A 15,707-nucleotide genomic window follows, 5' to 3' on the forward strand; every position below is an offset into this window, starting at 1 on the left:
TCAGCGCGGCGCCGGCGTGCGAAGGCCGATCACCCGGGTGGCGAGCCGGGTGAGTTCGGCCGTCACCTCGTCGGGCGAGAGTCGGCCATTCGGGCGGTACCAGGTGTAGAGAAAACCGGGCAGGCTCAAAGCCGCCAGCGCGGTGATCTTGGTTTCGGTGAAATCGAGGTCGCCGTCGCGCCGCGCTTCCTCGAGCAGCGGGCAGAGCAGTTCGTAGAAGTGGTTGGCGAGCTTCTTGGCCGCCGCCAGGTACTCGGGCCGGTACACCTGCGGTTCGCGGTACGGAAAGAAGGCGCAGGGGTGGTGTGCCACGGTTGCGCGGATCAGCCGCTCGATGCCTTCGAGCACCTTCTCGCTGGCGCGGCGCGGATCGTTGGCGGCGAAGTCGAGCGCGGTGAAGCAGTCGACCGTGGGGCGCCACGACAGCACCTCGAAGATCTCCTGCTTGTCGCGGAAGTAGTAGTACACGAAGGGCTTCGTCACGCCGAGTGCGCGCACGATCTGCGCCATCGTGGTGTTGGCGTAGCCCTGCGCGGCGAAGAGCCCTGCCGCAGCCTGCAGGATGCGCTCGCGCTGCACGTCGGTGCCCTGCGTGGCAGCCCGCTGCCGCCCGGTGCCCTGCGGCAGGTCGGTTCGCATGATGGGCTGCCTTGCCGCCGCAGCGGCCTGGCCGCGTGCAGAGGGTTTGTGCCGTGTCGCCGAAGTTATACCCATGGGTAGGATTGTTCGTGCACCATGCACCATTGGCAAGCGCCTGCCCTGCACAGGCGGCTATCGATAACCCTGAGGAAGTGACGCCATGGAGACAACAGCAACGGCCACGCCACGCCCGATGAGCGAACTGCCGCCTCGGCTGCAACAGCCACTGCACGCGTACCTGCACACCCATGCGCGCGAGCGCGGCGAGCGTGCGGCCTGCATCTGGTACGGCCACACCATGACCTGGGCCGAGCTTGACCGCGCAAGCGATGCCTTCGCGGCGCGGCTGCAGGCCATCGGCGTGAAGAAGGGCGAGCCGGTGGTGCTCTTTCTTAACAACTGTCCGCAATACCTTGTCGCGCACTTCGGCATCCAGAAGATCGGCGCCATCGTCTGCCCGAGCGGGCCGCTCAACAAGGAGCACGAGCTCGCCTACCAGGTCAGCGACCTGAAGGCCCGCGTGATCGTTGCGGCCGCGTCGCTGCTGCCGGTGGTTCGCAAGGTGCAGCCCGACAGTGCGCTCGCGCACGTGTTCGTGGTGCACTACGCCGACATGCTGCCGGCCGAGCCCACGCCCGCGCTGCCGGCCGAACTTGCGGCGGAGCGCGGCATCGCGCGCAGCGTGCCCGCCGGGTGCGAAGACTTTTTTGCAGTGATGCGCAGCGGTGCGGTGCCGCAGCCCGTGGTCGTCGATCTCGACGACGTCGCGCTCATGACCTACACCTCGGGCACCACGGGGCTGCCGAAGGGCGCGATGCTGAGCTACGGCAATGCGCTTTTCAAGACGCGCGCCGCGGCCGACTGCAACGGCGTGACGGACCAGGACGTGCTGCTGTCGATCGCACCGCTCTATCACATCGCGGGCATGCTGATGGGCGTGAACGTGCCGGTGCTCACGGGCGCGGCGTCGGTGCTGCTGCACCGCTTCGACCCGCGCGCCGCGCTGCAGGCGGTCGCGGCGTACCGGGTGAGCTGGTGGTACAGCATCGCGCCGATGAACGTGGCCTGCATGCAGGTGCCCGACATCGCAGGCTTCGATCTCTCGAGCCTCCGGCGCAATCCGGTCACGAGCTTCGGCATCGCCTTCACCGAGCCGCTCGCCGCGCAGTGGCGCACGCATGCGCCGAACTGCACATCGTTCGAAGCCGCCTACGGCCTGAGCGAAACGCACACCTGCGACACCTACACGCCGCACCATGCGCCGCGCTGGGGCACGCAGGGCATTCCGGTGCCGGGCGTGTCGATCCGCATCGCCGATGCCGACACCGGCGCCGACATGCCCACCGGCGAGGTCGGGGAGATCGTGCTGACCAGTCCCGGCACCTTCAAGGGCTACTGGAACAAGCCCGAGGCCACGGCCGCCACGCTGCGCAACGGCTGGGTCCACACGGGCGACATGGGCAAGATCGACGCCGACGGCTACCTGACCTTCATCGGGCGCTTCAAGGAAATGATCAAGGTCTCGGGCTACAGCGTGTTCCCCGAAGAGGTCGAGACCATCCTCATCAAGCATCCCGCAGTGGCGCAGGCGGCGGTGATCGCGCAGCCCGACCCCGAGAAGGGCGAGGTGGTCAAGGCCTTCATCGTGAAGAAGCCCGGTGCCGCGCTCGAGGCCGATGCGCTGATCGCGTGGTCGCGCGAGAACATGGCGAGCTACAAGGCGCCGCGTGCGGTGAGCTTCATCGATGCGCTGCCGACCACCGGCGCGGGCAAGGTGCTGCGGCGCCTGCTCAAAGACCAGACCTGAAAGGCTTCTTCGTGTTCTCCAAAGTCCTGATTGCCAACCGCGGCGAGATCGCGGTCCGGCTGGTGCGCGCGCTCGGCGATCTCGGCATCGCGAGCGTGGCGGTACATGCGCGCGACGATGCCGAGGCGCTGCATGCACAGCTCGCCGATGCGGCCGTGGCGCTCGATGCCACCGGGCCCTCGGCCTACCTCGACATCGCAGCGCTGGTGGCCGTCGCGCGGGCGCAAGGCTGCGATGCGGTGCATCCCGGCTACGGCTTCCTCAGCGAGCGTGCCGATTTCGCAGAGGCCTGTGAAGCGGCTGGGCTCGTCTTCATCGGCCCGACGCCCGCGCAGCTCGCGCTGTTCGGCGACAAGGCGAAGGCGCGCGCGCTGGCCACGCAGTGCGACGTGCCGGTGATGCCCGGCAGCACCGGCGCGGTGACGCTCGCCGAGGCAGAGGCCTTCTTCGCCGAGCAGCAGGCCGAGGGCGCCGAGGGCGTGATGATCAAGGCGATCGGCGGCGGTGGCGGGCGTGGCATGCGCGCGGTGCTTCGGGCGGACGAACTGCCCGAGGCGCATGCGCGCTGCATGTCGGAGGCCAGGGCCGCCTTCGGCGTCGAGGGCGTGTACGTCGAGCGGCTGATGCGCCATGCGCGCCACATCGAGGTGCAGGTGCTCGGCGACGGCGCGGCCGTGGCGAGCCTCGGCGAGCGCGAGTGCACGCTGCAGCGGCGCTTCCAGAAGCTCGTCGAGATCGCGCCCAGTCCCTCGCTCGCCGAGCCGCTGCGCGCCGCGCTCACGCAGGCCGCGCTGCGCATGGCCGAGGCCGTCGGCTACCGCGGCCTCGGCACCTTCGAGTTCCTGGTCGATGCCGCTTCGCCGACGCTTCCGTTCGTCTTCATCGAAGCCAATGCGCGCCTGCAGGTCGAGCACACGGTGACCGAGGCGGTCACCGGCCTCGACCTGGTGCAGCTGCAGGTGGCTGTGGCCGCGGGCCAGCGCCTGGAGGCGCTCGGCGTGGCGCCCGGCCGCACGGCACCGCAGCGCGGCTTCGCGGTGCAGTGGCGCATCAATGCCGAGACGCTCGACGCGCAAGGCCATGCCCGTCCCTCGGGCGGCGTGCTCGCGCGCTTCGACCTGCCCGCGGGGCCGGGTGTGCGTGTCGACACGCACGGCTATGCGGGCCTTGCACCATCGCCGCACTACGACACCCTGCTTGCCAAGCTGATCGTGCATTCGCCTTCGGCGCAGTTCGCCGACGTGCTGCGCCGCTCATCGCGCGCGCTCGGCGAATGCCACATCGACGGCGTCGCCACCAACCTGTCGCTGCTGCGCGCCATCGCGGCACGGACCGAGTTCGCAAGCCAGGCGGTGCACACGCGTTTCGTCGAGGACCACCTGGGCGATCTGCTGGCCGCCGCCGCGGCGCTGGAGAAGAACGACGTGCGCCGGCAGCGGCCGCAGGTCCCTTCGTCCAGCGCACCGCCGCTTGCGGAAGCGGCTGACGACGGGTTGACCGTGAAGGCGCCCATGCCCGCCAAGCTCGTGCAGTTCGAGGTGGCCGTGGGCGACGTGCTGCCGGCCGGCGCGCAGCTCGGCGTGCTCGAGGCGATGAAGATGGAGCACCTGCTGCATGCGCCGGTGGCGGGCCGCGTGGTCGCGCTGCTGGCCGAGCCGGGCGACTACCTCGTCGAGGGCCAGTCGCTGGTGCGGCTCGAGGCCGTCGATGCGCACGCCGCCGAAGCCGAGGCGGGCGAGGCGCGCGACCTCGATGCGATTCGGCCCGACCTGCAGAAGGTCATCGACCGCCATGCTTTCACGCTCGACGCGAACCGCGGTGCGGCCGTCGCGAAGCGGCATGCGCAGGGCGGGCGCACCGCGCGCGAGAACATCGCGGACCTGTGCGACACGGCAGACGATCCGGCCAACTTCATCGAATACGGCGCGCTCGCCGTGGCGGCGCAGACCCGCCGCCGCACGCTCGAGGACCTGATCGCCAACACGCCCGCCGACGGCATGGTCACGGGCCTCGGCAGCATCAATGCCAGGCAGTTCGGCCCCGAGCGTTCGCGCTGTGCCGTGCTGGCCTACGACTACACGGTGCTCGCGGGCACGCAGGGCATGCGCAACCACCACAAGACCGACCGGCTGCTCGCGGTGGCGCACCAGCTCGGCCTGCCCGTGGTGCTGTTCGCCGAAGGCGGGGGCGGACGGCCGGGCGACACCGACATGCCGATCGTCGCGGGCCTGAACAACCACACCTTCAGCCAGTTCGCCGCGCTCTCGGGCAAGGTGCCGGTGGTCGGCATCGTGCACGGGCGGTGCTTCGCGGGCAACGCGGCGCTCCTGGGCTGCGCCGACGTGATCATTGCCACGCGCGCCAGCAACATCGGCATGAGCGGCCCCGCGATGATCGAGGGCGGCGGCCTGGGCACCTTCGCACCCGAGCAGATCGGGCCGAGCAGCGTGCAGTCGCGCAACGGCGTGATCGACATCCTGGTCGAGGACGAGGCCGCCGCGGTGGCGGCCGCGAAGCAGTACCTGTCGTACTTCCAGGGGCCGGTCGACGACTGGCAATGCGCCGACCCGCGCGGGCTGCGCCACGTGGTGCCCGAGAACCGGCTGCGCGTGTACGACGTGCGCGCCGCGATGCGCGGCGTGGCCGACAGCGGCTCGCTGCTCGAACTGCGCGCGGGCTTCGGCGCGGGCATCGTGACCGCGCTCGCGCGCATCGAAGGACGGCCCGTCGGGCTCATGGCGAACAACCCGCACCACCTGGGCGGCGCCATCGACGTGGAGGCCGCCGACAAATCGGCGCGCTTCATGCAGCTGTGCAATGCGCACGGGCTGCCGATCGTCTCGTTGTGCGACACGCCGGGCTTCATGGTCGGACCGGAGATCGAGGCCCAGGCGCAGGTGCGCCATGTGTGCCGCATGTTCATGGTGGCTTCGCACCTGCGCGTGCCGTTCTTCGCGGTGGTGCTGCGCAAGGGCTACGGGCTCGGCGCACAGGCGATGACGGCCGGCGGCTTCGACGCGCCGGTGTTCACGGTGGCCTGGCCGACCGGAGAGTTCGGCGCGATGGGGCTCGAGGGCGCGGTGCGGCTCGGCTACCGCAAGGAGCTTTCGGCGGTGCCCGAAGGCGACGAGCGCGATGCGCTCTTCAAGAAGCTCGTGGCCGAGCAGTACGCCAACGGCGAGGCGATCCACATGGCGCAGACGCTCGAGATCGATGCGGTGATCGACCCCGCCGAAACGCGCACATGGCTGGTGCGCGGATTGGCGTCGGCACGGACCTCGGCCGAAGCGCCGCGGCCTTACGTCGACACTTGGTAACCATGAACCAGACCCTGTAAGGCGCGCTGTCACGGCGGCTCCGTAAACTGGACCGCTTTGCGCACATGACACTGGGTCTTCGTCGGCTTTCTTCCGCTCTGCGCCAGTTCGTTATGCGGCATGGGATGGCTGCGGCGGGCGTGCTGCTGCTTGTCGGCGCAGTGGCCGCGCAGGCGGCGCAGCCCGATGCGCGCGTGCGGCAGCCCGTCGAGGCGCACTGGGTGGCCGCCTGGGCCGTGGCGCCGGTCGACTTTCGCGAACTCAGCGCCAATCCCCTGGTCAAGGCCGCCGCGCCGCGCCCCGGTGGCGACGCCTTCCAGGGTCAGACGCTGCGGCAGCAGTTTGCATCGTCGCTGGCCGGCGAACGCGTTCGCATCCGTTTCTCGAACCGCTTCGGCAAGGCGCCGCTGCACATCGCGGCGGGCAGCGTGGCGCACGGCACGGGCGCAGGGGCCGTGTCGCCGGCGTCGCTGCGCATGCTGCGCTTCGGCGGGCGCACGGGCACCGTCGTCGCGCCGGGCGCGGAGGCATGGAGCGACGGCGTGGCGCTGAAGGTCGAGGCCGGGCAGGCCGTGGCGGTCAGTGTGTTCTTCGACCGTGCAGCCCCGTTCGCGACGGTCCACCTGCAGGCGCCTGACACGAGCTGGGTGGTGGGCGGCAACGCGGTGGCGGTGGCCAAACCCGACCACGTCGCGCCCCTGCCGCTCAATCACCTCGTGACCGGCCTCGACGTGATGACCTCGCAGCCCGTGCGCGTGGTGGCGGCCTTCGGCGATTCAATCACGGCGGGTGGCGCAGAGGCGGGCGACGGTTCGTACCCCGAGATGCTGGCCACGCGGCTGCGCGGCAGCCCTGCGGCCGCGGCGCCGGTGTCGGTGCTGAACCTCGGCATCGGCGGCAACCGGCTTTTGGTCGATGGGGTCGGGCCGAATGGGCTTTCGCGCTTTGCGCGCGACGCGCTCGGACAGACCGGCGTGACGCATGCGATCGTGCTGCTCGGCACCAACGACATCGGCCGCAGCGTGTTTCCCGGCATGCCGGGACGGCCCACGCCCGCGCACGAGGTGGCGACGGCCGAGCGCATCACCGAAGGCTTGCAGCAACTGATCAGGCAGGCCCGCGCCAAGGGAGTGAAGGTGATGATCGGCACCGTGCCGCCGTTCGGCAACACACCCTATTGGACCGAGCGTTCGGAGGCCATGCGCGCCGAGGTCAATCGATGGATCCGCAGCCGCCAGGATGTGGATGGCGTGGTCGATTTCGATGCCGTGCTGCGCGACCCCGGCAACCCGCTGGCGCTGAACCCTGCCTACGACAACGGCGACCACCTGCACCCCAACAGGGCCGGCCATGCCGCCATGGCCACGGCGATCGACCTGCGCGAATTGCAGGAGTGAGCGCCAACGAAGCGCCAGTTTTCGCGATACACCTCTACACAAGATCTCGGGCAACGCTTACAGGCGGTACACATGGGCCCGGCAGCATGAAGGTTCCAACAACTTCATGAGGGCTCCCCATGAAAAAACTCGCAATCACTCTTTCCATCGGCGCCGCTTCGCTCTTTTCCGCGGGCGGGGCGCTGATGCTTCCCACGACTGCGCAGGCACAGCCCGTGGTCACCATCCAGGTGCCGCCGCCGCCGCCGCGCTATGAGCGCGTGCCACCGCCGCGCCGCGGCTACGTGTGGTCGCCGGGGCACTACGAGTGGCGCGGCGGACGACATGTGTGGGTGCGCGGAACCCATGTGCGCGCACGTCCGGGCCATGCCTACCGCGCGCCGCGCTGGGACCAGCGTGACGGCCGCTGGGAATACCGCCGCGGTGGCTGGGACCGCGACGGCGACGGCGTGCCGAACCGGCATGACCGCCGTCCGAACAATCCGAACCGGAACTGAGGCGGGCCGGAAGCGGGCGCTGCGTCAGCGGAAAACGACTGTCCTGTGCCCGTTCAGCAGCACCCGGTGCTCGCTGTGCCACTTCACCGCGCGCGCGAGCACCTGGCTCTCGGTATCGCGGCCGCGGGCCGTGAGGTCTTCGACGGTGTCGGTGTGGTCGGCGCGCGCCACGTCCTGTTCGATGATCGGGCCCTCGTCGAGGTCGGCCGTGACGTAGTGCGCGGTGGCGCCGATGAGCTTCACGCCGCGGTCGTGCGCCTGGTAGTAGGGCTTGGCGCCCTTGAAGCTCGGCAGGAACGAATGGTGGATGTTGATCGCCCGCCCGGCCAGGCTGTTGCACAGGTCGTTGCTCAGGATCTGCATGTAGCGCGCCAGCACCACCAGCTTGGCGCCCTCGGCCTCGATGATTTCCAGCTGCTTCGCCTCGGCCTGCGCCTTGGTCGCGGCCGTCACCGGAATGTGGTGGAACGGCACGTTGTAGCTGGCCGCGAGCTGGTAGAAGTCGCGGTGGTTCGAGATGATCGCGCGCACGTCGATCGCGAGCAGGCCGCTCTTCCAGCGGAACAGCAGGTCGTTCAGGCAGTGGCCTTCCTTGCTGACCAGGATCACGGTCTTCATGGGCTCGGCCGCGGCATGCAGCTGCAGGTTCATGCCGAAGCCCGCACCGAAGCTCGCGAGCTGCTCGCGCAGCGCCGCCTCCGAATGCTCGCTGCAGGCGAAGCGCACGCGCATGAAGAACAGGCCGGTGCCGTGGTCGTTGTACTGGGCTGCCTCCTCGATGTTGCCGCCGCGTTCCAGCAGGAAGCCCGAGACGGCATGCACGATGCCCGTCCGGTCGGGGCACGAGAGGTTCAGGATGTAGGCGGGCGTGGCGGACACGGGGGGCGTTGGGGTCGTCATGAGGGGCGTGATTGTCGCAGGGGTGCCAGAATCGCGATTTTCCCCGCAGATATAACCGCAGGAGCGAGACATGGCCTACCAGGACTTCAACATGGGCAACCAGTGGCTGCCCTTCACGCCCAACCGCCACTTCCAGAAGGAGCCGCGGGTGTTCGTCGCGGCCGACGGCATGGAGTTCACCACGCACGACGGCAAGAAGGTGATCGACGGCATCTCGTCACTGTGGTGCGTGGGCGCTGGCCACAACAGGAAGCCGATCAACGAGGCGATCAAGAAGCAGCTCGACACGCTCGACTACGCGACCGCGTTCCAGATCAGCAACGACCGCGCGTTCAAGGCGGCCGAGATGATCGCCTCGCTCGCGCCGGGCGACCTCAACAAGGTGCTGTTCTGCAATTCGGGCTCGGAGGCGGCAGACACCTCGATGAAGGTGGCGCTGGCCTACCACCGCGCGCGGGGCGAGGGCCACCGCAACGTGTTCATCGGCCGCGAGCGCGGCTACCACGGCGTGGGCTTCGGCGGCATGTCGGTGGGCGGCATCCCGGGCAACCGCAAGGTGTTCGGCTCGGCCTTCCTGCCGCGCGTGGACCACATGCGCTTCATCCACGACCCGGTGAACCATGCCTACATCCACAACGAGGAGCCGGTGTGGGCGGAAGACCCGCTGATCGAGTTGGAGACGCGCATCCTGCCGCTGCACGACCCGAGCAACGTGGCCGCGATCATCGTCGAGCCGGTGGCCGGTTCGGCGGGCTGGTACCTGCCGCCCAAGGGCTACCTTAAGCGGCTGCGCGAGATCTGCGACAAGCACGGCATCCTGTTGATCTTCGACGAGGTCATCACCGGCTTCGGCCGCATGGGCACCAACTTCGCGTCCGACTACTTCGGCGTGGTGCCCGACATGCTGAACTTCGCCAAGTGCGTGACCAACGGCGTGATCCCGCTCGGCGGCGTGATCTGCCGCGACAAGCTCTACGACGCGATGATGAAGACCGATGCGCCCGAGCACGTGGTCGAGTTCTTCCACGGCTACACGTATTCGGGCCATCCGGTGGCCTGCGCGGCGGCCATCGCGACGCTCGAGCTGTTCGAAGAGGAGAAGCTGTTCGCACGCGCCGGCGAGATGGGCACGGTGCTCGGCGATGCGTTCCACAGCGCCTTCAAGGGCCTGCCCAACGTGATCGGCATCCGCAGCCTCGGCCTCGCCGCGGCGGTGGAGCTCGCGCCGATCGCGGGCGCGCCGGGCAAGCGCGCCTACGACATCTTCCTGGACTGCTTCCGCAACGGGGCGCTGGTGCGGCCCGCAGGCGACGTGCTGGTGATCGCGCCGCCGTACATCGTCGAGAAGCAGCACATCGACACGCTGGTCAACACGCTGGCCGATTCGATCAGGAAGTCGGCCTGAGGCGACGGCCGCTGCGCTACGGCCGGCCGCGCAGCGCGGCGCAGTAGTCCTTCGGCGGCAGCGGGGGCGTCAACCAGACGGCGTCGTATTCCGACCGGGTCCGGGCCGATTGGTCGGGGTCGGGCGACTCGCCGGCCTGGAGCCGGACGGCCTTGACCGTCACGTCCGTCGGCAGGTGCTGCGGCACGCCGAGCGCCTTGGTGGCATGGCCGGCACCGGCGATCAGCAACACCGTCTTGCCGGGCTGGCGCGCCTTGACGACCGCCTGGGCCATCGCGCGGTCGCGGCCCACCTGGATGCGCGTCATGGGGCCGATCTGTGATTCGGGCAGCAGCCCGCAGTGGCCTTCGCGCACCGCGTCCTGCTGCGCCCGGTAGGCCTCGCCGGCGAGCTGCGCGTCGAGGGAGACGTCGGCCATGGCGTTCTTCATGCGCGCACGCGGCAGGTTGCCGCCGATCACGGGCACGCTGGCGCGCACCGCCGCCATCACGGTCGGCCCGTAGTGCGCCCAGGGCCAGGCCTTGTCGTTCCAGGCGAGCGAAGCCCGCACCTGCGCCTCGGTGGCCTTCGGGCCGAGCGAGACGGCGCCGGTGCCTTCCTCGGCCATCTCGAGCACCAGCGCCGCCAGCCGGCCCTGGCCGGCCAGCGCCTCGACGGTCTCGCGCTCGATCGCATGGTGCGCAGGCGCGTCGTGCTGCTCGCCGAGGATCAGCACGTCGGCCGGCAGCAGCGCGGCGGCGCGCTGCGCGATGGGGGCATCGGGCTTGTGCTGCAGGCCCGTCGTGCAGGCGGAAAGAGCCACGGCGGCAAGCAGGAGTCCGAGGATGCGGGAAGCCCGCGCGGGAGAAGGGAGGCGTTGCATCGCGCCATACTATGCGTTGGCATGTGCACGCCGTGCCGTCCATTTCCGCTTTTTTCCCGTGCCGTCTTTCCGCTTTCTGGTTCGCGTGCTGGCCACGCTGTTGCTTGCACTCGCCGCGGCGGAAGTCTGCCTGGCGCTACACACGCCCCTGCCCTGGATGATCGGTCCGCTGCTCGCGGTGTCGGTGGCCTCCATCGCCGGCGCGCCGACCGCGAGCTTCACGCCGCTGCGCAACGCGGGCCAGTGGACCATCGGCACGGTGCTCGGGCTTTATTTCACGCCGCAGGTGGTGGCGCTGGTGGCAGGCATCTGGTGGGCCATTGCGTTCGCGATCGCCTGGGCGCTGCTGCTCGGCTGGGGCTTCGGCCACTGGCTGCATGCACTGCAAGCCAAGCGGATGCCGCATGTGCCGCCGAAATCGATGAGAGCCACCACTTACTTCGCGGGTGCGATCGGCGGCGCATCGGAAATGACGCTGCTGTCCGAATCGGCCGGGGCGCGCACCGACCTCGTGGCCGCTGCGCACAGCCTGCGGTTGGTGGTGGTGACCATCGCCATTCCGTTCGCGATGCAATGGAGCGGGCTGCACGGGCTCGAGACCAACCTGGCCGCCCTGCGCGAGGTGAATGCCGGCGGGCTTGCCCTGCTGGCGGTCGCCACCGGCATCGGCGGGCTCGCGATGCGGGCGCTGGGCCGCACCAATCCGTGGTTCATGGGCGCGCTGCTGGTGGCGATGGGGCTGACCATGGCGGGCCTGTCGCTGTCGGCGGTGCCGACGTGGCTGTCGAACACCGCACAACTCGTCATTGCGGTGAGCCTGGGCGTGCGCTTCAGCCGCGAATTTCTCTACACGGCGCCGCGCTGGCTCGGCGCGGTAGCGCTGGGCACGGTCGCGATGCTGGTGCTCTGCGCCGGGGCGGCCTGGCTGCTGGCCTGGGCCACGGGGCTGCATCCGGCCACCATGATCCTCAGCACCTCGCCGGGCGGCATCGCCGAGATGTCGATCACCGCCAAGGTGCTGCAGCTCGGCGTGCCCGTGGTCACGGCGTTCCAGGTCTGCCGGCTGGTCGCGGTGCTGCTGCTCGTGGGGCCGATGTACCGCTGGATCTACCTGCGCAAGTGACCGGCGGCGGCGCCAACGAAAAAGCGCCCGATCGGGCGCTTTTCTCGGTGGCCGCAGGCGGACGGTCTCAGTGGACGAGCACCGGCGTGTGCGCCAGTTCGGCGTAGCCCTCGAGCGTGTCTTCGACCTCTTCCTGGGTGGGGGTGTTGAGCTGCCAGGCGGCGATCTGCTGCTGGAACAGCTCGGCCCAGGAACCGTCGAGGTAGACCTCCTTGCCGGAGCGCTTGTCCACGATCTCGAAGCCGTGGCGTTCGAGCACCGGCACATTCGCAAGCGCCGGGGTGTCGCTGTCGTTCGGCTGCACGTGCACGACGACGAAGGACTCCGAGTCGTAGAGCATGTTCATTGCCGGGCCTGTGAGGATGTCGATGGCGTTCATTGGGTGTACATAGCAATCAACGCGCCAGTTTCAAGGCGGGTTGTCCGCGAAGTAGCGAAAACGCATTAATTCCTATGGTTCCTGTGATTCGATGTCTTCACTTTCGCGTCAGTTCGCAGGCCCGGCGGGAAGGGATTCGCGCAACTGCATGTCGGCAAAGTCGCCGTCGGGTTGTGTCTGTTTCATCCGTACCGGCAGGTAGCCGAGCGCCGGCGCGAGCCAGATCTCGATCTTGTCGTCGCCTTCGCGTCGCGGGCTGCGCGTGAGCTTGCGCACCGCATAGTCGCCAGCCGGAACGCTCATCTGTTCCTCCCCTTCGACGACGAAGACCCAGACACCGGCGTCGCGCGGGCCGACGGTCTGGACCGCGATGCGGCTGCCGGGCGGGTAGCGCCCCGGATCGCCCGCCAACATGCCGCCGAGCTGCATCACCACGCTGAGCCGGTCTTGCGCGCCGGGCTGGAGCGGCACCGGCGGCGCGTTGTTGCTGAACATCACCTGGCCCTGGTCGCGCAGGAAGTGCGAGGCCACCTCGCCCTTGCGGCTTTCGGAGAACTGCGCCGGCTCGATGCCGGTCGGGCCGATGTGGCCGGTGCTGTGCTGGCTGCGGATGGTGCGGAACAGGAATTTGAGCGACAGGCGTGCGTCGTAGCTGCTGCCGTCCTGCAGCCAGACCAGGTCGCCGAAGACGCCCTGCATCGGCGAAGTGCCCTGTTGCCCGGTGACGGCGAAGGCCAGCTTCACCGAGCCCGGAATGCGCAGCGATTCGGAGCCGACGACCTGACCCTGGTTGGCGCCGGCCGCACCGGCCGCACCGGCACCGTCGCCGTTGGGCGCGGCGTTGCCTGTGCCGGCTGCGGCGGTGGCCGCGCCGTCTGGCGCACTGGCGGCTTGTTCGGCGGGGGTGGCGCCGGGGTCGATCGCGGCCTCTACCGCGGGCGCCGGCGCCTCGGGCGGCGGCGGCGCCGAAACCCGGGGTGCCGGCGTGGGCGCAGGTGCAACGGCCGGCCGTGGCCGCAGCGGACTCGCCTCGCGCGGCCGCCTCGGTTTGGTTGGCGGTGCCGGCCGGGCCTCGGCAGGCGCCGCGGCCGCAGGCGGTGCCGGGGGCGGGGCTGGCGGCGCGATGACGATGGTCCGCGTGCTGAACCGGCTCGCGAGCGGCGACGGATCGGGCCCCATGGCCGTGGGCGCGAGCCCGAGCAGCAGCAGGTGCGCCAGCGCCACCGCCAGCGTCAGCCCGGCGAGCGCGCGCCAGGACGGCCGCGCCGGCGGCGGCGCGGCGGGCGGCGGCAGGGAGGCGGCGGCGAGCGTCGGCATGGGGTGTGGAGTGGCCGTGCGGCGCGGAGGTTCACCCGGAACACCTCGGTACACTGCCGGCCAATCACCCAGTTTAGTGGGGGCGCGGCGCCGCTGCCGGGCCCCTGCCCACGCATTGCCATCATGAAACTCGCCACCCTGAAGGACGGCTCGCGCGACGGCCAGCTCGTCGTCGTCTCGCGCGACCTCACGCTCGCCCACTACGCCACGGGCATCGCCAGCCGGCTGCAGCAGGTGCTGGACGACTGGGGCTTCATGAGCCCGCAGCTGCAGGACCTGTACGACGCGGTCAACACCGGCCGCGCACGCCATTCCTTTCCGTTCGACCCCGCGATGTGCATGGCGCCGCTGCCGCGCGCCTACCAGTGGGCCGACGGCTCGGCCTACCTGAACCACGTCGAACTGGTGCGCAAGGCGCGCAACGCCGAGGTGCCCGAAAGCTTCTACCAAGACCCGCTGATGTACCAGGGCGCGAGCGACGACTTTCTTGGCCCCACCGACGACGTGGTGGTGCCGAGCGAGGCCATGGGCATCGACTTCGAGGCCGAGATCGCGGTGGTCACCGGCGACGTGCGGATGGGCGCCACGCCCGAGCAGGCGCTCGACGGCATCCGGCTCGTGATGCTGGCCAACGACGTCAGCCTGCGCAACCTGGTCCCGGCCGAGCTGGCCAAGGGTTTCGGCTTCTTCCAGAGCAAGCCGGCCACCGCCTTCAGCCCCGTGGCCGTGACGCTCGACGAGCTCGGCGAAGCCTGGCAGGACGGCCGCGTGCACCTGCAGCTGCAGAGCAGCTGGAACGGTCGCAAGGTCGGCCTCTGCGATGCCGGTACCGAGATGACCTTCCATTTCGGTCAGCTCATCGCCCACATCGCCAAGACGCGCAACGTGCGCGCCGGCAGCATCGTCGGCAGCGGCACCGTGAGCAACAAGGGCGTCGAGAAGAACGGCCGCATGGAGTGGCCCAAGGGCTATTCGTGCATTGCCGAGAAGCGCTGCATCGAGACGATCCAGGACGGCGCGCCAGCGACCGAATTCATGAAGTTCGGCGACACCATCCGCATCGAGATGAAGGGCCTCGACGGCCGCTCTCTGTTCGGCGCGATCGACCAGGAGATCGTGTCGACGAACGGGCGGCCGAAGGAGGCGCCGGTGTCGCTCGTGGACCGCCCGGCCGCGGACCTGGCCGAAGATTGATTCCGACGCCGCCAGGGCCACCGGCCCCGGCGGTGCAACCGGGGCGAATCCGCGCCCCATCCACAACTGAGAAAAAAGAGGAGTTGTTTCCGATGCGTTATTTGCCACTTGCTGCCGCTGTCATTGCCGCCACCGCCCTGGTCGGCTGCGAAACCCTCCAGAAAGTCGACACCGGCGCGCTGGCCCAGGCCGGCGGCTCGGCCTTCAAGGCCATGTCGCTGACCGACGGCGAGATCACCACCATGTCCGACCAGTCGTGCGCCGCCATGGACCAGAAGAACCAGATCGCGCCGGCCGGCAGCCGCTACGCCACGCGCCTGGCGCAGGTCGTCAAGCAGATGCCGAACACGGTCAACGGCAAGGCCGCGAACTACAAGGTCTACATGACCAAGGACGTGAATGCCTGGGCCATGGCCAACGGCTGCATCCGCGTGTACAGCGGCCTCATGGACCTGATGAACGACGACGAACTGCGCGGCGTGATCGGCCACGAGATCGGCCATGTGGCGCTCGGCCATTCGAAGTCGCGCATGCAGACCGCCTACGCCGCCTCCGCGCTGCGCGGGCTGGCCGGTGCTGCGGGCGGCGTGGCGGCGCAGCTGTCGCAGTCGCAGGCGGGCGAGCTGGGCGAGAAGTTCGTCAACGCCCAGTTTTCGCAGGCGAACGAAAGCGCAGCCGACAACTACTCCTTCGACCTGCTCACCGAGCGCAAGCTCGAGCGCAAGGGCCTGGTCACCGCTTTCGACAAGCTCGCCAAGCTGAGCAGTGGCGCCTCCGGCAGTTCGCTGATGAGCTCGCATCCGCCGTCGGCCGAGCGCTCGGCACGCATGCAGAAGCGCCTCGACGGGGCCAAGTAACAGAGAGAGGCTC

General features: G+C 69.6%; 13 protein-coding genes. 8 read left to right on the forward strand and 5 right to left on the reverse strand.

Going from position 1 to position 15,707, the window contains the following annotated elements; all coding sequences use genetic code 11:
* Positions 1-714, reverse strand: a complete 714-nt coding sequence (locus tag AC3A6G_RS16155) for a TetR/AcrR family transcriptional regulator (protein WP_487862534.1) — start codon at positions 712-714, stop codon at positions 1-3.
* Between the two features lie 118 nt (positions 715-832).
* Here AC3A6G_RS16155 and AC3A6G_RS16160 point away from each other — a divergent pair, with 118 nt between their 5' ends.
* The 4 genes from AC3A6G_RS16160 to AC3A6G_RS16175 all read left to right on the forward strand — a co-directional run bounded on the left by AC3A6G_RS16160 (position 833) and on the right by AC3A6G_RS16175 (position 7,657).
* Entirely contained in the window at positions 833-2,446 is a 1,614-nt protein-coding gene (locus AC3A6G_RS16160; protein WP_487874203.1) for an AMP-binding protein, read from the forward strand.
* An 11-nt stretch (positions 2,447-2,457) separates the two neighbouring features.
* A complete protein-coding gene (locus AC3A6G_RS16165) occupies positions 2,458-5,763 on the forward strand; it encodes an acetyl-CoA carboxylase family protein (protein WP_487874037.1) in 3,306 nt (1,101 codons plus the stop codon).
* A gap of 125 nt (positions 5,764-5,888) precedes the next feature.
* Entirely contained in the window at positions 5,889-7,160 is a 1,272-nt protein-coding gene (locus AC3A6G_RS16170) for an SGNH/GDSL hydrolase family protein (protein WP_487874038.1), read from the forward strand.
* A gap of 119 nt (positions 7,161-7,279) precedes the next feature.
* A complete protein-coding gene (locus AC3A6G_RS16175; protein ID WP_487865573.1) occupies positions 7,280-7,657 on the forward strand; it encodes a YXWGXW repeat-containing protein in 378 nt (125 codons plus the stop codon).
* Between the two features lie 24 nt (positions 7,658-7,681).
* Here AC3A6G_RS16175 and purU read toward each other — a convergent pair whose 3' ends face one another.
* The gene (gene purU, locus AC3A6G_RS16180) at positions 7,682-8,557 is read right to left on the reverse strand and encodes a formyltetrahydrofolate deformylase (protein WP_487862538.1); all 876 of its coding nucleotides are present in this window, start codon (positions 8,555-8,557) and stop codon (positions 7,682-7,684) included.
* Positions 8,558-8,627: 70 nt separating this feature from the next.
* Between purU and aptA the strand changes: the two genes are divergently transcribed.
* Positions 8,628-9,962, forward strand: coding sequence for an omega-aminotransferase AptA (gene aptA / locus AC3A6G_RS16185; RefSeq protein WP_487874039.1), 1,335 nt, complete (start codon positions 8,628-8,630; stop codon positions 9,960-9,962).
* A 16-nt stretch (positions 9,963-9,978) separates the two neighbouring features.
* Here the strand turns inward: aptA and AC3A6G_RS16190 are convergent, their stop codons facing one another.
* Complete coding sequence (locus tag AC3A6G_RS16190) at positions 9,979-10,824, reverse strand: ChaN family lipoprotein (protein WP_487874040.1); 846 nt, start codon at positions 10,822-10,824, stop codon at positions 9,979-9,981.
* A gap of 58 nt (positions 10,825-10,882) precedes the next feature.
* On the opposite strand from AC3A6G_RS16190, the gene AC3A6G_RS16195 reads away from it, so the two are divergent.
* Positions 10,883-11,947 (forward strand): AbrB family transcriptional regulator, encoded by a 1,065-nt coding sequence (locus AC3A6G_RS16195; RefSeq protein ID WP_487874041.1) that lies wholly within the window; start codon positions 10,883-10,885, stop codon positions 11,945-11,947.
* Positions 11,948-12,014: 67 nt separating this feature from the next.
* Here the strand turns inward: AC3A6G_RS16195 and AC3A6G_RS16200 are convergent, their stop codons facing one another.
* On the reverse strand, positions 12,015-12,293 hold the full coding sequence (locus AC3A6G_RS16200) for a BTH_I0359 family protein (protein WP_487862555.1): 279 nt from the start codon (positions 12,291-12,293) through the stop codon (positions 12,015-12,017).
* Between the two features lie 141 nt (positions 12,294-12,434).
* Positions 12,435-13,643 carry a DUF3108 domain-containing protein gene (locus tag AC3A6G_RS16205; protein ID WP_487874042.1) on the reverse strand — a complete coding sequence of 403 codons (1,209 nt, stop codon included), beginning with the start codon at positions 13,641-13,643 and terminating at the stop codon, positions 12,435-12,437.
* A 123-nt stretch (positions 13,644-13,766) separates the two neighbouring features.
* Here AC3A6G_RS16205 and AC3A6G_RS16210 point away from each other — a divergent pair, with 123 nt between their 5' ends.
* Positions 13,767-14,837 carry a fumarylacetoacetate hydrolase family protein gene (locus AC3A6G_RS16210; RefSeq protein WP_487874043.1) on the forward strand — a complete coding sequence of 357 codons (1,071 nt, stop codon included), beginning with the start codon at positions 13,767-13,769 and terminating at the stop codon, positions 14,835-14,837.
* A gap of 92 nt (positions 14,838-14,929) precedes the next feature.
* Entirely contained in the window at positions 14,930-15,694 is a 765-nt protein-coding gene (gene loiP, locus AC3A6G_RS16215) for a metalloprotease LoiP (RefSeq protein WP_487862543.1), read from the forward strand.
* Positions 15,695-15,707 lie beyond the last annotated feature (13 nt).

The organism is Variovorax sp. Soil_C_26 (assembly GCF_057657075.1).